Origin of the sequence: Nocardia exalbida NBRC 100660, assembly GCF_000308575.1 — a bacterium.
In the GTDB taxonomy this organism is placed as follows: Bacteria; Actinomycetota; Actinomycetes; order Mycobacteriales; family Mycobacteriaceae; genus Nocardia; species Nocardia exalbida.
This window is the reverse complement of record NZ_BAFZ01000083.1, coordinates 37,354-57,515: the sequence shown is the minus strand read 5'-3', so window position 1 is coordinate 57,515 and position 20,162 is coordinate 37,354. Positions and strand designations below refer to the sequence as shown.

Below are 20,162 nucleotides of genomic sequence, written 5' to 3'. Positions count from 1 at the left end.
AGATCGGGCCCCCCTCCTGCTCGAACCCCGTTTTGGCGTTCACTGTTGTTCTGGCCTCCGCAGCCGCATCAAGAACTCCTGATGATCTCTGATCTTGTCCCCGTCGCCCGTCGTGCCCGGCGATGCCCGCCAGGTGCCGTCCGGTTGCAACACCCAGCAGCGCGTGGTCGGCGACAGCGCGGAGTCGAACACCCCGTGCAGCTGCTCGGTCAACCGCGGATCCTTCACCTGCGCCATCACCTCGACCCGCCGATCCAGGTTGCGGTGCATCATGTCGGCGCTGCCGATCCAGTACTCGTCCTGCGCCTGGAAGTGCAGGATGCGGGAATGCTCCAAGAACCGGCCGAGGATGGAGCGGACTTCGATGTTCTCGCTCATACCGGCCACGCCGGGGCGCAGCCCGCAGATGCCGCGCACCACGATCCGCACCGGCACGCCCGCCTGCGAGGCCCGGTACAGCGCGTCGATGATCTCCTCGTCGACGATCGCGTTGGCCTTGATCAGGATCCGGGCGTCCTCGCCCTGACTCGCCAGCTCGGTCTCGCGCTGGATGCGCTCGATGATGCCGGAGCGCACGCCGTGCGGGGCGACCAGCAGATTGCGGTAATTCTCTTTTCGCGAGTAACCGGTCAGCGAATTGAACAGGTCGGTCAGGTCGGCGCCGATTTCCGGTGCCGCGGTGAGTAATCCGACGTCCTCGTAGAGGCGCGCGGTCTTCGGGTTGTAGTTGCCGGTCCCGATGTGGCAGTAGCGGCGGATGGTCGCGCCCTCTCGTCGCACCACCAGGCAGGTCTTGCAGTGCGTCTTCAGGCCGATCAGGCCGTACACCACATGCACGCCGGCCTGTTCCAGCGCGCGGGCCCATTTGATGTTGGCCTGCTCGTCGAAGCGTGCCTTGATCTCCACCAGGGCGACCACCTGCTTGCCCGCCTCGGCCGCGTCGATGAGCGCGTTGACGATCGGGGAGTCGCCGGAGGTGCGGTAGAGCGTCTGCTTGATGGCCAGCACCTGCGGGTCGGCGGCGGCCTGTTCGATGAAGCGCTGCACGCTGGTGGAGAACGAGTCGTACGGATGGTGCACGAGCACGTCGCCTTCGCGCAGCGCGGCGAAGACGTTGCGCGGCGTCTCGCGCTCGCCGAACGCTGGCGGTGTCGCGGGGACGTAGGGGGTGTCCTTCAGATTCGGCCGGTCCACGCCGTACACCTGCCAGAGGCAGGACAGGTCGAGCAGGCCGGGCACCTCGATGACGTCGCCGGGGTCCACGTCCAACTCCCGCAGGAGCAGATCGAGCATGTGCTCGGTCATGTCGTCGGACACCTCTAGTCGCACCGGCGAACCGAACCGCCGCCGGGCCAGCTCGCGCTCCAGCGCCTGCAGCAGGTCCTCGTCGCGATCCTCGTCGACCTCGAAGTCCGCGTTGCGGGTGATCCGGAACGAGTGGTGCTCGACCACCTCCATGCCGGGGAACAGCAGATCCAGGTGCGCGGCGATGAGCGCTTCCATCGGCAGGAAAGCGGCGATCGGGGAGCCGGATTCGGTGCGGCGCACGCGGACGAACCGGTCGACGTTGTCGGGCACCTTGACGCGGGCGAAGTGCTCGCCGCCGGTCGAGTAGTCCTTCACCGTCACCGCGAGGTTGAGACTCAGCCCGCTGATATAGGGGAAGGGATGGGCCGGGTCCACCGCGAGCGGGGTGAGGACCGGGAACACCTGATCCTGGAAGTAACCCGAGAGGCGCTGGCGCTCGCCCTCGTCCAAGTCGTTCCAGTCGATGATCGCGATGCCCTCGGCCGTCAGCGCGGGCAGCACGCTGTCGAGGAAGACGCGGGCATGCCGCACCGCGATCTCCTGCGTACGCGCGGCGATCAGTTCCAGCTGCTCGCCGGGAGACCGGCCGTCGGCCGAACGCACCAGCAGACCGGTCTCGGCGCGGCGTTTCAGTCCCGCGACCCGCACCATGTAGAACTCGTCGAGATTCGACGCGAAGATCGCCAAGAACTTCGCACGCTCCAGCAACGGAAGCGACTCGTCCTCGGCGAGGGCGAGCACGCGGGCGTTGAAGTCCAGCCAGCTCAATTCACGATTGAGGTAGCGATCGCGTGGCAACCGCGCAGCCGACTCGTCGGCGGACAAGGGTGTCGCCGCCGGGGGTGGCGTGGGAAGCAACGGCTGCTGCTTGACGGTTTCCGTATCGCTCACGTCAACGATCATCCCCTACCGGAGAGCACCCGCGCACCCCGCGAGCGCGATCGACGTGTGTCTCACACCACCATGGCGACCGGCTAGCACACGTGTGGAACGGGTTCGTGAACGCCGCCCGGCCAGCCGATGTCGTGCAGGACAGCACGGGTCGCGTTTCCGGCCCCGAGCGCCACCGCGCGGTCCAAGTCGGCGGCGGTGTCGACGTCCAGGCGCAGCCCCGGCCAGTCCCCGGTGAGATCGACCGCCCCCGCCTCGATGTGGCTGCGCGCCGAACCGGGGCCGAAGCGGGGGTCGAGCGCCGCGACCGGGTCGCGAACCACGAGCGCGGAGGTGCCGCTGCCCTCGTGGTCGACCACGATCGAGCGCAGTCCGCGCGGGGCAGCGGCGAGCATGTCCGAGAGCTCTTCCGGGCGCAGCGCGGGCAGATCGGCTTGCAGCGCGAGCAGATCGATCGGCCCGTGCGCACCGCGCAACGCGGCGGCGGTCGCGGCCAGCGCGGTGTTCAGCCCGTCGGCGTGTGGTTCGCGCGGTTCCGGATGGACGTCGGCGCCCAGCGCGCGGGCCAGGTCCGCCACCTCGGGATCCGGCGTGACCACGGTGACCGACACGACCTCCCCGACCGCCGCGGTGGCGGTCACGGTATCGGCGAGCATGGCCAGCACAAGGCGTGCCCGGTGCTCCGGGCGCAGCCGGTCGGCCAGTCGGCTCTTGGCCTGATCGAGGCTCTTGACCGCGATCACGGCATGCACGGCGTGCGGGCGCATGCGAGCAATCCTTCCATGGCATATTGGGCTGATGACGAGGGTGGCAGTGCTGGGCGCGGGATCGTGGGGCACCGCGTTCGCGAAGGTGTTGGCGGACGCGGGAACCGATGTCACGATCTGGGCCAGGCGCCCCGAGGTCGCCGCGGCGCTGGCCTCCGAACATCGCAATCCCGATTACCTGTCGGATATTCCGCTGCCGCCGATCGCGGCGACCCACGACCCGGCGGTGGCGCTGGACGGAGCCGACATCGTCGTGCTGGCGGTGCCGTCGCAGTCGCTGCGCGCGAACCTCGCGGCGTGGAAGGGACTGATCGGGGCCGACGCCACCCTGCTGAGCCTGGCGAAAGGGATCGAGACCGGCACGCTGCTGCGGATGAGCCAGGTGATCGAGGAGGTCACCGAGGCGGATCCGAGCCGGATCGCGGTGCTGTCCGGGCCGAACCTGGCGCGCGAGATCGCGGTGGGCCAGCCCGCCGCGACCGTGATCGCCTGCTCGGACAACGACCGCGCCGTGGCGGTGCAGCACGCCAGCGCGACCGGATACTTCCGGCCCTACACCAACACCGACGTGGTCGGTTGCGAGATCGGCGGCGCCTGCAAGAACGTCATCGCGCTGGCCTGCGGGATCGCGTCGGGAATGGGCCTGGGCGACAACTCGATCGCCAGCCTGATCACCCGCGGTCTGGCCGAGATCATCCGGCTCGGGGTGGCCCTCGGCGCCGAGCCGGTGACGCTGGCGGGCCTGGCCGGAGTCGGTGATCTGGTCGCCACCTGCACCTCCCCGCTGTCGCGCAACCGGTCGTTCGGTCATGTGCTCGGCGCGGGCGGGTCCATGGAGGCCGCGCAGTCGGCCACTCATGGCCAAGTCGCCGAGGGTGTGAAGTCCTGCACATCGGTGCGCGCGCTGGCCGAGCGGCAGGGCGTGGAGATGCCGCTCACCACCGCCGTGCATCAGGTCTGCCATGAAGGACTCTCCGTGCGCGAAGCGGTCGGCAACCTGCTCGGGCGGCGGATGAAGCCGGAGTGATTCCGGCTCCGCGCCGCGTGCACGGAGGCCGGAGTGTCCGGGACGGTCAGCGGTGGGAGCGCGCACCGAAACGGGTACGGTTCGGAGCATGACGAACCGGATCAGGGTGGCAGTGGTCTTCGGCGGGCGCAGCAACGAGCACGCCGTGTCCTGCGTATCGGCCGGTAGCGTGCTGCGTCATCTGGATCCGGAGAAGTACGAGGCCGTGCCGATCGGCATCACCACCGAGGGCCGCTGGGTGCTCGGCGGTGCGGAGGTGGCCGCGCTCGGCATCCACGATCGCGCCCTGCCCTCGGTGGACGCCGCGGGCACGGCACTCACCCTGGCCGCGGACCCGAGCCGCCCGGGGGCGCTGATCGCACTCGATGATCCGAGCGCCGCGCTCGGCGCGGTCGACGTGGTCTTCCCGATCCTGCACGGACCGTTCGGTGAGGACGGCACATTGCAAGGAATGCTGGAACTCGCCGGAGTCCCCTATGTCGGCCCCGGTGTGCTGGCCAGCGCGGCGGGCATGGACAAAGAGTTCACCAAGAAACTGCTCGCGGCCGAAGGACTGCCGGTCGGTATCCAGGTGGTGCTGCGGCCCGGCACCGCGACGGTCGCCGAGGAGGACCGGCTGCGCCTCGGCCTGCCGGTGTTCGTCAAGCCCGCCCGCGGCGGTTCGTCGATCGGCATCACCCGGGTCGGCGACTGGAACGACCTGGATGCCGCCATCGCGGCGGCGCGCGCGCACGACCCGAAGGTGATCGTCGAAGCGGGCATCGTCGGACGCGAAGTGGAATGCGGGGTCCTGGAATTCCCGGACGGCCGGGTCGCGGCGAGCGTGGTCGCGGAGATCCGGATGCCGGAGACCGGCACCATCGCCGACGCGCCCGCCTTCTACGACTTCGACACCAAGTACCTCGACGACGTCTGCGAATTCGACGTCCCCGCCAAGCTGGACGACGAGGTCTCCGACCAGATCCGGGAACTGGCCGTGCGAGCCTTCCGCGCCCTCGACTGCCAGGGCCTGGCGCGGGTCGATTTCTTCGTCACCGAGCAGGGACCGGTGATCAACGAGATCAACACGATGCCGGGATTCACCGCCATCTCCATGTACCCGCGCATGTGGGAGGCCACCGGCGTCGACTTCGCCGCACTGATCTCCTCGCTCATCGACACCGCGCTCGCCCGCGGCATCGGCCTGCGTTGAGCCCGCTCCTCCCGGAACTCGGTCCCACTCTGGTTCGCGTTCGGCTCTGATCGCCTGTAAGGCCGGGTGCCACGGGACGAGTGGTCCGGCCCAGGCTTTCGCGGGCGGATAGGCGCACGTTGCTCGCCGTCAGTTGGGCAGCGGTCCCGGGTCGACGGGCTGCGCCGGGAGGTGGGCGGTGATGGTGTCGGAGACTTCTTGCAGCGGCGTGGGGCCCGAGCCGTCGGGGACGGTGAGAGCGACGTAGGTCCCCCGGTCGACGGCGAACCAGGTGCTCGCCGCGGCGGCCCGGTCGCGGACCTCGAACCACTGCACGCCGTTGACGATCTGCAGCGGCGAGGCGCGGTTGAATTCCAGCGGGCGGTCCAACCCGCAGCGCAGCACGATGGCGTCGCCGCCTTCGGTGCGCTGCCAGGCGCGGGTGGCGGGCGGCGCGGGCTCGACCAGGGTCGATTTGGTGAACTCACCCAGGTTCGCGGGCAGGGCGGGCAGCAGTTCGGCGCAGGCCGGACCCTCCGCCGCCGGGGCCGGGACGGGCCCGAGCACCAGCGGTTCACGCTCGACGGGCGCGCGGCGCGCGAGCACGGCGGCCACGATCACGGCGACGACCAGCACGACCGGAAGCGCCACGGCGGTGGCGATGAGTGCGGGCGAGTACTGGTGCGCGGAGGCCTGCGCGGGCGGGTTGTCCGGTTCACCCGCTGCTGCGGAGTCTTCGGTGTCGCTCTCGTCTACTGGGGCGGGCGAGTCCTCGGCGTCGCTGTCCCCGGTGCCGTTGTCCCGTGTCGCGGCGTCGGCGCTACCCACCGCATCGTCCGTGTGCCCGGACTCGCGGGATTCGGTAGCGGCTTCCGGGTGTTCGTCCCGCTGCTCCGAATCGCGGTCCGGCGAATCCGCCGCCATGGTCACCGATCCTTTCTGATGCGCGTCGCCCTGGTCGGCAGCCGCGCAGCGGCGGACCGGGCCGGAAGTACTCGAATGCCTCCGAAAGGGTACCGTCGGGCTCGTTCCAGCAAGCACCGCGCCGGAGAGGATCGGTCATCAGCGCCAGCAGGGCCCCGAGGACAGTGCGTGAACTGGGGGAGTTCGCGCTGATCGACCGCATCAACGCGGGCCGGGTGCAGGCGCCGGGCGTGCTGCTCGGCCCCGGCGACGACGCGGCGCTGATCGCGGCTCCCGACGGCCGGTTCGTGGTGACCACCGACATGCTCGTGCAGGACCGCCATTTCCGGCTGGACTGGTCCAGTCCCGAGGACGTGGGCCGCAAAGCGATCGCGCAGAACGCCGCCGACGTGGTCGCCATGGGCGCCACGCCGACCGCGTTCGTCGTCGCGCTCGGCTGCCCCGCCGATACCCCGCTCGAGGTGGTCGACGGACTCGCCGACGGCATGTGGGCCGAGGCGGCCAGGGCGGGGGCGTCCATCGCGGGCGGCGACCTGGTCCGCAGCAGGGAACTGGTCGTCTCCGTCACCGCCTTCGGCGATCCGGGTGGTGGCGCGCCGATCACCAGAGCGGGTGCGCGCGTGGGGGATGTCGTCGCGGTGGCGGGCCGGCTCGGCTGGTCGGCCGCGGGCCTGGCCGCCTTCACCGCCGGGGTGACCGGCCCCGATGTCGCCGAAGCGCTTGCCGCGCACCGGGTCCCGCAGCCGCCGTATGCCCTCGTCCTGGACGCACTGCGCGGTGGTCCTCCCGGAGGATCGGAACTCGGTGCGGCTGAGCCGTTTTCGGGTGGCGTCGCATCCGGTGTGGCCGCGCAGGATTCCGAGTCTGTCTCGCTCGAAACCCGAGACCCGGCATCGTCGTCCCGGCCCGAGCCGCTCGGTGCCGAACCGGAAACGCGCACCGCGTCCGAAGGTCCGGCGCCGGGAGCGCCCGGCCTCGGGCTGCACGCGCTGACCGACGTGTCCGACGGGTTGCTCGCGGATCTGGGGCACATCGCATCGGCCTCTGGCGTGGCCATCGACCTGGATTCGGCCGCACTGCACGACCCGGCGCTGGAGCTTGTCGCCGCTCGGCTGGACGCCGATGCGGCGCAATGGATCCTGACCGGCGGCGAGGACCATGCCTTCGCGGGCGCGTGGGCGCCGGGCCGCGCGCTCCCACCCGGATGGGTCGTGATCGGGCGGGTTGTGGCCGGTCGCGGGCTTACCGTCGACGGCGTCGCGCAGACGGGCGGCGGTGGGTGGGAATCGTTCCGTGGGGCGGAATCGCCGTCCGACGGCGAGCCACGCTAAGTTGTGCGGTCATGGGCGCGAAACCACTGTCGGAAATCATGGATCCGGGCTGGGCGAAGGCACTCGAGCCGGTGGCGGATCGGATTTCCGCCATGGGCGAATTCCTTCGTGCCGAGAACGCCGCGGGCCGTGGCTACCTACCGTCCGGTGAGAACGTGCTGCGCGCCTTCCAGCGTCCGTTCGACGCGGTGCGCGTGCTCGTGGTCGGTCAGGATCCCTACCCGACGCCCGGCCACCCGATGGGGCTGAGTTTCTCCGTGGCGCCGGATGTTTCGCCGATCCCGCGCAGCCTGGCCAATATCTTCGCCGAATACAGCAAGGATCTCGGCCACCCCACGCCCTCCTGCGGCGATCTGAGCCCATGGTCGGACCAAGGTGTGCTGATGCTCAACCGCGTGCTCACCGTGTCGCCGGGTAAGCCCGCTTCGCACCGGGGCAAGGGCTGGGAGGAGGTCACCGATCAGGCGATCCGCTCCCTGGTCGCCAGGGACGAGCCGTTGGTGGCGATCCTGTGGGGCCGCGACGCGGCGACGCTGAAGCCGCTGCTGGCCGAAGCCGAGGTCCCGTATATCGAGTCCGCGCATCCGTCGCCGCTGTCGGCGTCTCGTGGGTTCTTCGGTTCCCGCCCCTTCTCTCGAGTGAACGAACTACTCGACGAACTGGGTGCCGAACCGGTTGACTGGCGCCTGCCCTGATTCGGGCGTCTGTGTGTGATCGACCGAGAGTTAACGAGTGAGGAGCTGTTCCATGCACAACACCACCGTTCGCGGCGCGCTGCGCGGCACCACCGCGACCTTGGCCTTCTGTGCCGCTTTGACCAGCGGCGCGGCCGTCGCGGGAGCGGCCCCCCTGCGGCTCGAGCCCGCCGCGGAGACCACGACGGCTCCGGTCGCCGAGGAATACACCTCCAGCGGCTCCTCCACCCTGTCCGCGTCGGTGAACGCCAAGATCGCGTGCCTGTTCTTCGTGGGCAATCTCGGCTGCTGAACCCTCGATTCGCCGGGTTCGCGCCGGCGCGGAACAGCGTTGTGCGATCCTACAGATCGTGAGTAATGCGAACAATCTTCTCGAACCGTCCCGGCTCCGGCTGCGCGGTTCGGGCGGAATCGAGCTGGCCGCCGATCAGTTCGGCCCGGTCGACGGCCCGCTCGTCGTCTTCTTGCACGGTGGCGGGCAAACCCGGCATTCGTGGAAGAAGACCGGCGCCCGGCTGGGCGCGTCGGGGATGCGGGTCGTCACGGTCGATGCCCGCGGGCACGGCGACAGCCAGTGGGCGCCGGATCGCGACTACCGGCGCCAGACCATGGTCGACGACCTGTTGCTGGTGCTGGAACAGCTGGGCGCCCCCGCGGTGGTCGTAGGGGCCAGCATGGGCGGAATCACCGGGCTGCTCACCACCGCGCGGCCCGGCGGAGCGGCGATCAGCGCCCTGGTGCTCGTCGACATCGTGACCCGGCCCGAGCCGGAAGGGGTCGCCCGGGTGATCGACTTCCTCGGCAAGCATCGCGATGGCTTCGACAGCATCGAACAGGCGGCCGACGCGGTCGCCGAGTACCTGCCGCACCGTCCGCGGCCGAAGAGCACCGAAGGCCTGTTGCGCAACCTGCGCGAGCGCGACGGTCGCTGGTACTGGCACTGGGATCCCGAGATGCTCGGTGACCGGCCGGAGGACCCGTCCGCGATGATCGAGCCGATGGAGGACGCGGCGCGGGCGCTGCGCATCCCGGTGCTGCTGGTCCGCGGCATGCGCTCGGACGTGGTGAGCGCCGAAGGAGCCGAGGCGTTCCAGCGGCTGGTGCCGCACGCCCAGCTCGTGGAGATCGGCGGCGCCGCGCACACCGCGGCCGGTGACGACAACGACTCGTTCACCGACGCGGTGGCGAAATTCGTCCTCTCGACCCTCGAGTGACGACCGATCAGGCCGTTGCGGCGTAGTCGGGCTTGCGCTTGGCGACGAAAGCGTCGACGCCCTCCCGTCCGGCGGGGGAACTCGCGGCCGCGGCGATTCTGTCGCGCTCGCTGTCGAGCTGATCGCTCAGCGTCGCGGTATCCGACTGCCGCAGCAGCGTTTTGATGCTCGCGTGGGTGGAACGCGGTCCGGCGGCGATGGTGCGTGCGAGGCGTTGCGCCTCCTCGGCGATCTCGCCGTCGGGGACCAGCCTGCTCAGCACGCCGAGGCGTACCGCCTCGTCGGCGTCCAAGACGGCGTCGGTGAGCAGGATCTCGCGGGCGCGCGCCCGCCCGACGACGCGCGGCAGCGTCCAGGACATGCCGCCGTCGGGGCTCAGGCCGATCCCCGGATACGCCGGGCGCAGCTTGGTGCCGGGTCCGCCGAGGGCTATGTCGGCCAGGCAGACCAGGCTCATGCCCGCCCCGGCCGCCCAACCCTGGACCGCGGCCACCACCGGGACCGTGACCGCGTCGAGCGCGCGGACGAATTCGTGCAGGTCGGTGGCCAGACCGTGGATGTGCGCCGAGCGATCCCGCGCGGCGGCGAAGCCGCGCACGTCGCCGCCCGCGCAGAAGTTGGCGCCGGTGCCCCGCAGCAGCACCGCGCCCACCTCGGAACCGAGCGAGTGCAGTGCGGCGGTGCCCGCGTTGATGCCCGCGAAGTCCATGGACGTGCCGTTGGCGGAGGTGGCGATGGTGATCTGGAGGACGCCGTCGACGGTTGTCACGTACCCTGCTTGCTCGCTGGAGGTCATGATCTGCACCTTAACGGGCACGGTAGGACACGTCCGCGGGTGGCCGACGCCGAGATGGGGTGCGCACCATGCGCACTTCCATCGCGGCGGTGAACGGCTCGACCTTGCGCGTGCCGTCGAGCACGAAACCGTGCTTGCGGTAGAACGCCCGGGCCCGCGCATTCCGCTCGAACACCCACAGCGAGCACGGGGCGGCCGGATCGAGGGCGGCGCGGATCAGATCGTCGGCGACTCCGCTGCCGTGCCAGCGGGACCGCACATAGAGGGCGTGCAGCTCGAGCGGGGTCATCGCGTCCGCGTCGCCGGGCGGGCCCGCGCTGGAGAATCCGATGACCAGGTCCTCGGCGACCGCGACGTGTGTGCGGCCCGGATAGCGCACCCGGTCGCGCTCCCACAGCTCGGCCCGGCGCTCGATGTCGAACGCGTCGAGTACGTGCGCGGGCACCAGCCCCTGATACGCCTCGCGCCAACAGTCGATATGGCATTCGGCCAGGCTGTAGACGTATTCGGCGGTCAGCGGCCGGACTCGCCACGGATGCTCGGTCACCGCTGCCACGCTCGTCGGCACACCGCAGTCACGACAACGCCCCGGACCACCCGATATGGGTGCCGGGGCGTGTGCCGACGGTAGCGGTCAGCCGGGAAGCGGATCAGCCGCGGACGACCTTGCCCGCCTTCAGGCAGGAGGTGCACACGTTCATGCGGCGGGTGTTGCCCGGAGCGACCTGTGCACGCACGGTCTGGATGTTCGGGTTCCAACGACGGTTGGTGCGCCGGTGCGAGTGCGAGACCGACTTCCCGAAGCCGGGGCCCTTGGCGCAGACGTCGCAGACGGCAGCCATAGTCGCGAACTCCTTCATGTCAATGGTGGGGACCGCCGCCTTCGCGGTGCGACGCGTCCCCGTTGCAATGTCGAGTGTGCCCTGCCGACGGAGAGCCGACCAGCGCAGACCGGCGACGGCCACGCGAGGCAACCCTGCAAGGGTAGCTGTGCAGGCGCCGATCCACCAAACCGGTCCTCACGGACGAGTGCCGGATTCGTTGCCGGGCATCCCCAGTGTAGGAGCACGGTCTTACCGGTCGCCTGTCGGGACCGCCCGCTAACCTGGCGGGCGGCGAGGGTGGGCAGGTGGCCGAAGGGAGTGAGGTGACGGTGTCCGGAGTGCGGGATGTAGTGGACGGCACGGCATTGCTGCGCTGGGGCCGCGCCTGTCTCGCCGGCCTGGAACACCGGCGTGAGGAGATCAACGCACTCAATGTCTTTCCCGTCCCGGACGCGGATACCGGTACGAATCTGCTGGCGACCATGCGCGCCGCGGTGGAGGCGGGGGAGGCGGCGGCGAACGCGGACGGGAGCGCGGCCCGCGCCGTAGCCGTCGCGATGGCGCACGGCGCGACGGTCGGTGCCAGGGGCAACTCCGGGATCATCTTGTCCCAGGTGCTGCGCGGCGTCGCGGACGCGGTGGACGGTGGCCCGTTCACGGCCGACAGCCTGCGCGCCGCGCTGGCGAGGGCCTCCGAACTGGTCCGCGAAGCGCTGAGCGTGCCGATCGAAGGGACCATTCTCACCGTGCTCGACCGCGCGGCCGCGGCGGCCGCGCAGTGCCCGGACCAGGAGCTGGCGAACGTTGCGCTGGCGGCGGCCGACGGCGCGGCCAAGGCGCTCGGCGACACGCCGTTCCAATTGGGTGTGCTGCGTCGGGCCGGTGTCGTCGACGCGGGAGCCCGCGGATTGGTGGTGCTGCTGGACAGCTTGGTCACCGTGACCCGGGGTGAGGCGCCCGCGCGGCCGGAGTACCCACGGCCCGCGGCGGCGCGATCGGCGCCCGCCGACGACGCCGAGCCGCAGTACGAGGTGATGTACCTGCTGGCAGGCTCCGACGAGCGGAAGGTGGCCGCGCTGCGCGCCCGGCTCGGCGAACTCGGCGACTCGGTCGTGGTGGTCGGTGACGGCGGCGGGTCCTGGTCGGCGCATGTGCACTGCGCCGACGCCGGAGCGGCGGTGGAGGCGGGCATCGCGGCGGGCGAACTCAGCCGGATCCGCATCGAGAATGTTGTCCGCACGCCGCACCGAGACGCCCCGGCCGGGTCCGGCGAACGCGTGGAAGCGGCGAATCCCCTCGTCGGTGACGGTATCTCCGACGCGCGGCCCCGGCCCGTCCGAACCGGGGGCATCGCGTCGTCCGCACCGGCTGCCGATTCGACCCAGGTGGTGGTCGGTGGGCTCGGCTCGAGCGCGGGGGCGACGCCCGAACTTCCGGCCGATCGCGGGATTCTGGCGGTGGTCGCCGGTGCCGGCGCCGCGACGCTGTTCGAGGACGCGGGCGCCGTGGTGCTGGCGGGCGACGAGCCGGTCACCGCGACGACGCTGCTGACCGCGATCCGGCGGATGCCGAACCGCGAGGTACTGGTGCTGCCCAACGGCGCCCTGCCCGCGCACGAACTGGTCGCGGTCGGCGTCGCCGCGCGCGACGCCCATCGGGACGTGCTGCTGCTGCCGAGTGCGTCGATGGTGCAGGGTCTGGCCGCCCTGGCCGTGCACGACCGAGGACGATTCGCGGTGGACGACGCCTTCGCCATGTCGGAAGCGGCCGCCACGACGCGGTGGGGCTCGCTGCGCCCGGCGACCGAGCGCGCGCTCACCATGGTCGGCACCTGCGAGCCGGGCGACGGTCTCGGACTGGCCGGGCACGATGTCGTCGTGATCGAGCCCGACGTGCGCGCGGCGGGGCGGACGCTGCTGGACCGCCTGCTCGCCTTCGGCGGCGAGCTGGTCACCCTGCTGATGGGAGCGGCGGCGCCGGACGGTCTCGGCGACGAACTCGCCGCCCATATCGCGCAGAACTTTCCCGGGGTCGAGGTGATCGTGTATTCCGGTGGGCAGCAAGGCGATTCGGTGCAGATCGGAGTGGAGTAGCTTATGGCGGCACTGAGCGATCGGCTCGACCACATTCTCGGCGCGAAGGCGGCGGACTCGCTGGCGGACGCGTTCGACATGCGGACCGTCGAGGATCTGCTGCGGCACTACCCCCTGCGGTACGCGACGCAGGGTCAGCCGCTCACCGAGGAGGCGCCCGAGGACGGTTCGCACATCACCGTCATCGGGCGGATCACCAAGGCCGAACTGCGGCCGATGCGCAACCGCCGCGGATCGCTGCTGAAGGTGGTTCTCGACACCGGTTCCGGGCGCGGCGTCGACGTCACCTTCTTCAATGGCGACAAGGTGAAATACGTGGTCCGCGAAGGTCTGCGCGCGATGATGTCGGGCACGGTGAACTACTGGCGCCCCGGCCAGTGGAACCTCAGTCATCCCGGCTACCTGATCCTGCCGGAGGCCGAGGGCGACGACGATTCGGTCGGCGCGCTGACGAAGGTGCGCGGCGGCGGAGACCTGCGGGGTCTCGCGCAGAGCGCCGCGGGCGCGGGGGGAGTGGACACGTCGTTCATGGAACGCGAGTTCATCCCGGTCTACCCGGCGACCGCCAAGGTGCAGAGCTGGGACGTGCTCGCGTGCGTGCGGCAGGTGCTCGACCAGCTCGATCCGCTCGATGATCCGCTGCCGGAGGACGTGCGCGCCGAACGGGCGCTGCCGAACCTCTCCGACGCGCTGCGCCTGATCCACCTGCCCGAACGCAAGACCGATATCGATCAGGCCAAGGATCGGCTGCGCTTCGACGAGGCGCTGGCCCTGCAATTGGTGCTGGCCGAGCGCAGGCACGAGGTGTCCGGCCGCCGGGCGCGCGCCTGCGCGCCGCGCACCGACGGCATCGCCGCCGCGTTCGACCAGCGGCTGCCTTTCGAGCTCACGGCGGGGCAGAAACAGGTCGTGGCGGAGATCTCCGCCGATCTGGGTCGCGAGCAACCGATGCACCGCTTGCTGCAAGGCGAGGTGGGCTCCGGCAAGACGATCGTCGCCCTGCACGCCATGTTGCAGGTGGTGGACGCGGGATTGCAGTGTGCGCTGCTCGCCCCGACGGAGGTGCTCGCCGCGCAGCACTACCGGTCGCTGCGCGGCATGCTCGGTGAACTGGGGGCCGCGGGCGAACTGGGCGCGTCCGACCACGCCACCCGCGTGGTGCTGGTGACCGGGTCGATGTCGGCCGCGGCCAAGAAGGCCGCGCTGCTGGAAGCGGTGACCGGCGAGGCGGGCATCGTGATCGGCACGCACGCCCTGATCCAGGACAACGTCGAGTTCTTCGATCTCGGCATGGTGGTGGTCGACGAGCAGCATCGTTTCGGCGTGGAGCAGCGAGACGCCCTGCGCGCCAAGGCCAAAACCGGTGTCAGCCCGCATCTGCTGGTGATGACCGCGACGCCGATCCCGCGCACCATCGCCATGACCACGCTCGGCGATCTGGAGACCTCCACGCTGACCGAACTGCCGAAAGGACGCTCGCCGATCGTCTCCAAGGTGGTGCCGCGCAGGCAGCATCCGAACTGGGTGGATCGCGCGTGGGAACGGATCGTGGAGGAGGTCGCCGCCGGGCGCCAGGCGTACGTGGTGTGTTCGCGCATCGGCGACGACGAGGAGACGGCGGGCAAGTCCCGCAACGGGCGTTCGAAGTCCGGCGACGGCGAGAAGGAGGGCCCGACCACCCAGGCCGCGCTCGACGTCTTCGAGATGCTGCGCGGCGGACCACTGGCAGGCGTCCGGGTCGGCCTGTTGCACGGCAGGCTGCCCGCCGACGAAAAAGACCAGGTGATGCGCGCGTTCAACGACGGATCGGTGGACGTACTGGTGTGCACCACCGTGGTCGAGGTCGGCGTGGACGTGCCCAACGCGACGGTGATGGTCATCGTCGACGCCGACCGGTTCGGCGTCAGTCAGTTGCATCAGCTGCGCGGCCGGATCGGCCGGGGCCGGCACCCCGGGTTGTGCCTGCTGGTCACCGATGCCGCGCCGGGCGGGTCGGCGATGGCGCGGCTGGACGCCGTCGCCGCCACCACCGACGGCTTCGAACTCGCGGTGCTCGACCTGCGTACCCGCCGCGAGGGCGACGTGCTCGGCGCCGCCCAGTCCGGCACGGCCCGCTCGTTGCGCCTGCTGTCGCTGCTGGACGACCTCGAGGTCATCACCGCCGCCCAGGAATTCGCCCGCGCCGTGGTGGCGTCCGACCCGGGCTTGCGCAAACATCCCGGCCTGGCGGGAATGATGCACGCGGCCGTCGATTCCGAGCGGCTGGAGTACCTGGCCAAGTCCTGATGCCCCGGCCCCGGCGAGGTCAGCGCCCCAGCCGCGGATAGGGCAGGTCGGTGCTGGTGTGCTCGGCGACCGCCAATGGACTGCCGATGTGCGGGAAGGCGCGCTGCGGGCACGCGGGGCGCTCGCACACTTTGCAGCCCGCGCCGATCGGCACCGATGCCGCCGGGTCGTCCAGCTGCAACCCGGCCGAATACACCAGGCGGTCGGCGTATTCGACATCGCAGCCGAGGCCGATCGCGAAATTCTTCGCCGCGGTACCGAACCCGTGCGGGGCGATCGCGGCGGTGCGCGCGACCCAAAGATAGCGGCGGCCGTCGGGCATCTCGGCCACCTGGGTCAGGATGCGGCCGGGGTTGGAGAAGGCCTCGTGCACCACCCACAGCGGGCAACTGCCGCCCACCCGGGAGAAATGGAAGGCGGTGGCGGACTGCCGTTTGGAGATGTTGCCCGCCCGGTCGGTGCGCACGAAGAAGAACGGGACGCCACGCTGGCCCTGCCGTTGCAGGGTGCTGAGCCGATGGCAGATGGTCTCGAAGCCGACCTCGAACCGCAGACCGAGCAGATCGATGTCGTAGTGCAGTTCCTCGGCCGACCGCAGGAATCGGCCGTACGGGAGCACCAGCGCGCCCGCGAAATAATTGGCCAGCCCGATCCGCGCCAGGGTGCGGGATTCGCCGTTGAGCGCCGGACTCTCGGCCAAGACGGCGTCCAGCTCGGCTCCGTAGAGCAGAAGGCCGAGCGTGGTGGCGATCTGGAAGGCGCGCTGGCCGGGCCGCAACCGGCGAGCCAGCGTTAGCGTCCGGGTCTCCGGGTCGTAGTGGCGCTTGGGGACGGTGGGGTCGGCGCCGTCGCCGCGTACCAGAACGGTGACTCCGGCGCGTTCCTCGGCGATGCGGGCGAGCTGACGATCGAGCGAGCCGATGGTGAGCCCGGAGTTCTCGAACAGCTGCTCGGCGGCGATGTCGAGCTGCGCGATGTGGTTGTGATGGTCGTAGAAGAAGTCCCGCACGTCCTCGTAGGGCATGGGCACGCCCGGCGCGCCCGCGGGCGCGGACACCCGCGCGGAGAGCAGGTCCAGCTGATCGGTGGCGGCGCGTAGTCGGCGATGCATCGCGACGACGATCCTGGCGACCTCCGGCTGGCGGGTTGCCAGTTCCTCCACCTCGGTCAGCGGCGCGGTGTGCCCGCCCGCGGCGTCGATGAGCACCTCGTGCAGGTCCGACACGAGTCGCGCGTCGGAATCGGCGGCGAAGAACTGGACGTCGAGATCGAAGGTGGAATTGAGTTTCAGCAGTACGGGAATGGTGAGTGGGCGCTGGTCGCGCTCGAGCTGATTGAGATAACTCGGCGACAGGTCCAGCGATTTCGCCAGAGCCGCCTGAGTCATCCTCCGCTCTTCGCGCAATCGCCGAAGCCGGGCGCCCGCATACATCTTGCGCACGTGCACGATGGTAGCTGCGATGATTCGCAATCATCGCAAGAACGCGCGTTCTTACCCGCAGGAATATGCTTTTGCGAGGTATCCAGCAATGCCTTCGATCTGCGTAGCGTGCGAAGAGAGGTTTGCCGTCGCATTGAGGATCGGGCATGAAAATGCTTATCGATCCCCTTCCCTACCGAGCAATTGCTTGGTTGAATCGAGAGGCCCGGCACCCGCCTTCCGGCAGCAGGAAAGTGAGCAGAACCAATGCCCGACCCCGACGAACTCGTGCGTGCGATGTGCCGAAGCTGGTCCGACCCAGATCCGGATCGGATCAGCGCGTATTTCGCCGAGGACGCCGTCTACCACAACATCCCGATGGAACCCATCGTCGGCCGCACCGCCATCCGCGACTTCATCGCCGGTTTCCTGACCACCTTCGAGGCCATCGATTTCGACATCCATCACCAGGTCGCCTCCGGCAACGTGGTGATGAACGAGCGCACCGACACCCTCCGCTCCGCTGGACGCGAGACCCCGCTGCCGGTCATGGGCTTCTTCGAGGTCGCCGACGGCGAAATCACCACGTGGCGAGACTACTTCGACATGGCCGCCATCAACCGGGCCTTCGGACTGTAGAGCGGGACCAGGTCGAACAGGTCGTCCTCGATTCCGCTGTTCGACCGGCCTCGGTGGTGGCGATGACTTCCGGATCGGATGGAACCGAATCGGGGGGTGGGCACGTCGAAGTAGGTAAGAGGGGAACGATTGTCCGGTGGTCGACATGCGAGGAGGGGTAGCCGATGGAGCGTTGTTCCGGGTGTCATACGGCGTGGCGGCGGGGGATGCGGGCGCGGGCGCGGGAGTTGCCGGTGACGCGGCGGGAGGAACCGTGCGATCGGTACACGCTGCGCCGCAGGCAACCACCGCGGCCGGAGCCGGAAACGGACTGCGGCTCTTGACGGTTCGGTGCCCCCTTCAAGCGGGAAGGGGGCACCGAACGCCGATGGGCGGGAAGGGTTACCGGACGGCGGCCGCCGCGGCGACCATGTTGCGCAGTGAGGCTTCCACCTCGGCGCGCCCCCTGGTCTTCAGCCCGCAGTCCGGATTAACCCAGAGTCTCTCGGCCGGAACAGCTTTCAGCGCCGCGCGCAGCGAGGTGGTGATCTCGTCCACGCTGGGCACCCGCGGAGAGTGGATGTCGTACACGCCGGGGCCGACGCCGAGGTCGAATCCCGCCGCGTTCAAATCGTCGAGCACCTCCATGCGGGAGCGCGCCGCCTCGATCGACGTGACGTCGGCGTCCAGCCCGGCGATCGCATCGATCACCTCACCGAATTCCGAGTAGCACAGGTGCGTGTGGATCTGTGTCGCATCGGACACTCCTGAGGTCGCGATCCGGAACGATCGCACCGACCACTCCAGGTACCCGGGCTGGTCGGCCGCGCGCAGCGGAAGCAGTTCACGCAGGGCGGGCTCGTCGACCTGGATGATCCGGATGCCCGCCGACTCGAGGTCGACGGTCTCGTCGCGGATCGCCAGCGCCACCTGGCGGGCGGAGTCGCCCAACGGCTGGTCGTCGCGCACGAACGACCACGCCAGAATGGTGACCGGTCCGGTCAGCATGCCTTTCACGGGCTTGTCGGTGAGCGACTGCGCGTACGCGATCCACTCGACGGTCATCGGCTCCCGCCGCGCGACGTCACCGAACAGGATCGGCGGCCGCACGCAGCGGGTCCCGTAGGACTGCACCCATCCCTGCTCGGTCGCCGCGAACCCGTCGAGTTGCTCGGCGAAGTACTGCACCATGTCGTTGCGCTCCGGCTCGCCGTGCACCAGCACGTCCAGCCCCAATCGCTCCTGTAGCGCGATGACCTCCGCGATCTCGTCGCGCATCCGGCGGACGTACTCCGCCCGGTCGATCTCGCCCTTGCGCAGCGCGGCGCGCGCAAGCCGGATGGCCGAGGTCTGCGGGTAGGAACCGATCGTCGTGGTCGGCAGTTCGGGCAGCCGCAAACGGTCCCGTTGCAGGTCCCGGCGTTGTTCGGCGGGTGCGCGGCGGACGGCGTCGGGCCCGAGCGCGGCCAGCCGGGCCCGCACCCGCGGATCGTTCAGCCGCGGATCAGACCTCCGCGACGCCAGCGCCGCACGCACCTCGGCCAACTCGGCCTCGATCGCTTGCGCACCGTCACTCAGCGCGGTCGCGAGCAGGCGGACCTCGGTCACCTTCTCCGCGCCGAACGCCAGCCAGGAGCGCAGCCGCTCGTCCAACCCCGTCTCCGCGGCCAGCGTGTAGGGCACGTGCAGCAGCGAGCACGAACTCGAAACCGCCACCTGCGCAGCGGATCCCCGCAACGTACCCAGGGTGGCCACAGCGCGGTCGAGATCGGTGCGCCAGACGTTGCGCCCGTCCACGACCCCCGCGACGATCAGCTTCCCGGTCAGCGCGGGCACGTCGGCCACCGCGGCGACATCGGCGCCGGAGGTGAAGTCGAGGGCCACTCCTTCTATGCCGGTGCTCGCCAGCGCTGGCAGCGAGGCGTCCGGCTGCCCGAAATAGGTCGCGACGAGGATCGCCGGACGCTCGGCGGCGTCGGCGAGTTCGGCGTAGGTGACCCGCACCAGGCCGATCTCCTCCGCCGTGAGGTCGGTGACCAGCACCGGCTCGTCGATCTGCACCCACTGGGCACCGGCGACGGCGAGCCTGCGCAGCAGTTCCCGATACAGCGGCAGCAGTTCGATCAGCCGGGACAGGGCCGGGCCGCCGCTCGCCTTGGCCAGCTTCAGGAAGGTGATCGGGCCGATCACCACCGGTCGCGCAGGCACGCCCAGCTCGAGCGCCTCCCGCAGTTGCGCCAGCAGCTTCTCCGGGTGCAGCGAGAACGCGGTCTCGGGGCCGATTTCCGGCACCAGGTAGTGGTAGTTCGTGTCGAACCACTTGGTCATCTCCAAGGGCTCCACCGTTTCGGTGCCGCGCGCGGCGGCGAAATACCGATCCAGCGGGTCGGCGATCCCGGCGACCCGGGGCGGCAGCGCGCCCAGCAGTTCGGCGGTGTCGAGCATCTGGTCGTAGTAGGAAAAGGTGCCGACCGGAATCGAGTCGAGGCCCGCGGCTCGCAAATCGGTGAGCTGGGCCCGCCGCAGGTCGCGCGCCACGGCGTGCAACCGGCCTGCGTCGATCTCGCCTGCCCAATAGGCTTCGGTGGCCCGCTTCAGTTCCCGCCGGGGCCCCACTCGCGGAAGCCCGAGAACCGTCGCGGTGAACGGGTTCTGCTGTGCAACAGTCACGATGTTTCTCCATTGCTGTGGACGAAAGCCATCGCCGTACGGGCAGGCGGAGAACCTTGTGACATGCCGGTGAAATCCCGGCCGAGGAGCCCGGCACGTCAGCTGGTGATCCGCGCGCCCAATCCAC

17 protein-coding genes are annotated in these 20,162 nt (G+C 70.1%); 9 read left to right on the top strand and 8 right to left on the bottom strand.

All coding sequences use genetic code 11. The features are described 5' to 3' along the window. Positions 1 to 39: 39 nt before the first annotated feature. Both ON29_RS20140 and cofC read right to left on the bottom strand, forming a co-directional pair. Complete coding sequence (locus ON29_RS20140; protein WP_040868410.1) at positions 40 to 2,211, bottom strand: RNA degradosome polyphosphate kinase; 2,172 nt, start codon at positions 2,209 to 2,211, stop codon at positions 40 to 42. 71 nt (positions 2,212 to 2,282) lie between these two features. Continuing rightward, complete coding sequence (gene cofC / locus ON29_RS20135) at positions 2,283 to 2,966, bottom strand: 2-phospho-L-lactate guanylyltransferase (protein WP_040868409.1); 684 nt, start codon at positions 2,964 to 2,966, stop codon at positions 2,283 to 2,285. Positions 2,967 to 2,997: 31 nt separating this feature from the next. Between cofC and ON29_RS20130 the strand changes: the two genes are divergently transcribed. Then, complete coding sequence (locus ON29_RS20130; RefSeq protein ID WP_040868407.1) at positions 2,998 to 3,993, top strand: NAD(P)H-dependent glycerol-3-phosphate dehydrogenase; 996 nt, start codon at positions 2,998 to 3,000, stop codon at positions 3,991 to 3,993. An 88-nt stretch (positions 3,994 to 4,081) separates the two neighbouring features. Then, positions 4,082 to 5,185 carry a D-alanine--D-alanine ligase family protein gene (locus tag ON29_RS20125; protein ID WP_040868404.1) on the top strand — a complete coding sequence of 368 codons (1,104 nt, stop codon included), beginning with the start codon at positions 4,082 to 4,084 and terminating at the stop codon, positions 5,183 to 5,185. A gap of 129 nt (positions 5,186 to 5,314) precedes the next feature. Here the strand turns inward: ON29_RS20125 and ON29_RS20120 are convergent, their stop codons facing one another. After that, a complete protein-coding gene (locus ON29_RS20120; protein WP_373283894.1) occupies positions 5,315 to 5,992 on the bottom strand; it encodes a DUF3515 domain-containing protein in 678 nt (225 codons plus the stop codon). A 260-nt stretch (positions 5,993 to 6,252) separates the two neighbouring features. Here ON29_RS20120 and thiL point away from each other — a divergent pair, with 260 nt between their 5' ends. Genes thiL through ON29_RS20100 form a run of 4 tightly spaced genes read left to right on the top strand, consistent with a single transcriptional unit; the run spans position 6,253 to position 9,328 of the window. Next, positions 6,253 to 7,419 carry a thiamine-phosphate kinase gene (gene thiL / locus ON29_RS20115; RefSeq protein WP_040868402.1) on the top strand — a complete coding sequence of 389 codons (1,167 nt, stop codon included), beginning with the start codon at positions 6,253 to 6,255 and terminating at the stop codon, positions 7,417 to 7,419. 11 nt (positions 7,420 to 7,430) lie between these two features. After that, entirely contained in the window at positions 7,431 to 8,114 is a 684-nt protein-coding gene (locus tag ON29_RS20110; RefSeq protein ID WP_040868400.1) for a uracil-DNA glycosylase, read from the top strand. 52 nt (positions 8,115 to 8,166) lie between these two features. Further along, entirely contained in the window at positions 8,167 to 8,406 is a 240-nt protein-coding gene (locus ON29_RS20105) for a hypothetical protein (protein WP_040868399.1), read from the top strand. A 58-nt stretch (positions 8,407 to 8,464) separates the two neighbouring features. After that, entirely contained in the window at positions 8,465 to 9,328 is an 864-nt protein-coding gene (locus ON29_RS20100) for an alpha/beta fold hydrolase (protein WP_040868398.1), read from the top strand. 7 nt (positions 9,329 to 9,335) lie between these two features. Here ON29_RS20100 and ON29_RS20095 read toward each other — a convergent pair whose 3' ends face one another. The 3 genes from ON29_RS20095 to rpmB all read right to left on the bottom strand — a co-directional run bounded on the left by ON29_RS20095 (position 9,336) and on the right by rpmB (position 10,966). Beyond that, complete coding sequence (locus ON29_RS20095) at positions 9,336 to 10,124, bottom strand: enoyl-CoA hydratase/isomerase family protein (protein WP_040868461.1); 789 nt, start codon at positions 10,122 to 10,124, stop codon at positions 9,336 to 9,338. A 10-nt stretch (positions 10,125 to 10,134) separates the two neighbouring features. Continuing rightward, the gene (locus ON29_RS20090) at positions 10,135 to 10,671 is read right to left on the bottom strand and encodes a GNAT family N-acetyltransferase (RefSeq protein WP_051175405.1); all 537 of its coding nucleotides are present in this window, start codon (positions 10,669 to 10,671) and stop codon (positions 10,135 to 10,137) included. 103 nt (positions 10,672 to 10,774) lie between these two features. Next, positions 10,775 to 10,966, bottom strand: coding sequence for a 50S ribosomal protein L28 (rpmB, locus tag ON29_RS20085; protein ID WP_011210730.1), 192 nt, complete (start codon positions 10,964 to 10,966; stop codon positions 10,775 to 10,777). Positions 10,967 to 11,253: 287 nt separating this feature from the next. Between rpmB and fakA the strand changes: the two genes are divergently transcribed. Both fakA and recG read left to right on the top strand, forming a co-directional pair. After that, positions 11,254 to 13,041, top strand: a complete 1,788-nt coding sequence (gene fakA / locus ON29_RS20080; protein ID WP_245549032.1) for a DAK2 domain-containing protein — start codon at positions 11,254 to 11,256, stop codon at positions 13,039 to 13,041. Between the two features lie 3 nt (positions 13,042 to 13,044). Then, positions 13,045 to 15,327, top strand: a complete 2,283-nt coding sequence (gene recG / locus ON29_RS20075) for an ATP-dependent DNA helicase RecG (protein ID WP_040868397.1) — start codon at positions 13,045 to 13,047, stop codon at positions 15,325 to 15,327. A gap of 19 nt (positions 15,328 to 15,346) precedes the next feature. On the opposite strand, the gene ON29_RS20070 is transcribed toward recG, so the two are convergent. Continuing rightward, positions 15,347 to 16,768 carry a short-chain fatty acyl-CoA regulator family protein gene (locus ON29_RS20070; RefSeq protein WP_040868396.1) on the bottom strand — a complete coding sequence of 474 codons (1,422 nt, stop codon included), beginning with the start codon at positions 16,766 to 16,768 and terminating at the stop codon, positions 15,347 to 15,349. A 246-nt stretch (positions 16,769 to 17,014) separates the two neighbouring features. Here ON29_RS20070 and ON29_RS20065 point away from each other — a divergent pair, with 246 nt between their 5' ends. Continuing rightward, positions 17,015 to 17,386, top strand: coding sequence for a nuclear transport factor 2 family protein (locus ON29_RS20065; protein ID WP_040868395.1), 372 nt, complete (start codon positions 17,015 to 17,017; stop codon positions 17,384 to 17,386). A 381-nt stretch (positions 17,387 to 17,767) separates the two neighbouring features. Here ON29_RS20065 and metE read toward each other — a convergent pair whose 3' ends face one another. After that, positions 17,768 to 20,038 carry a 5-methyltetrahydropteroyltriglutamate--homocysteine S-methyltransferase gene (gene metE / locus ON29_RS20060; protein WP_040868456.1) on the bottom strand — a complete coding sequence of 757 codons (2,271 nt, stop codon included), beginning with the start codon at positions 20,036 to 20,038 and terminating at the stop codon, positions 17,768 to 17,770. Between the last annotated feature and the right edge of the window lie 124 nt (positions 20,039 to 20,162).

Coding starts and splice junctions, on each gene's coding strand:
- recG (WP_040868397.1), top strand. CDS start 13,045: ATGGCGGCACTGAGCGATCGGCTCGACCACATTCTCGGCGCGAAGGCG.
- ON29_RS20105 (WP_040868399.1), top strand. CDS start 8,167: ATGCACAACACCACCGTTCGCGGCGCGCTGCGCGGCACCACCGCGACC.
- ON29_RS20095 (WP_040868461.1), bottom strand. CDS start 10,124: ATGACCTCCAGCGAGCAAGCAGGGTACGTGACAACCGTCGACGGCGTC.
- cofC (WP_040868409.1), bottom strand. CDS start 2,966: ATGCGCCCGCACGCCGTGCATGCCGTGATCGCGGTCAAGAGCCTCGAT.
- rpmB (WP_011210730.1), bottom strand. CDS start 10,966: ATGGCTGCCGTCTGCGACGTCTGCGCCAAGGGCCCCGGCTTCGGGAAG.
- ON29_RS20140 (WP_040868410.1), bottom strand. CDS start 2,211: ATGATCGTTGACGTGAGCGATACGGAAACCGTCAAGCAGCAGCCGTTG.
- ON29_RS20110 (WP_040868400.1), top strand. CDS start 7,431: ATGGGCGCGAAACCACTGTCGGAAATCATGGATCCGGGCTGGGCGAAG.
- ON29_RS20130 (WP_040868407.1), top strand. CDS start 2,998: ATGACGAGGGTGGCAGTGCTGGGCGCGGGATCGTGGGGCACCGCGTTC.
- ON29_RS20065 (WP_040868395.1), top strand. CDS start 17,015: ATGCCCGACCCCGACGAACTCGTGCGTGCGATGTGCCGAAGCTGGTCC.
- ON29_RS20125 (WP_040868404.1), top strand. CDS start 4,082: ATGACGAACCGGATCAGGGTGGCAGTGGTCTTCGGCGGGCGCAGCAAC.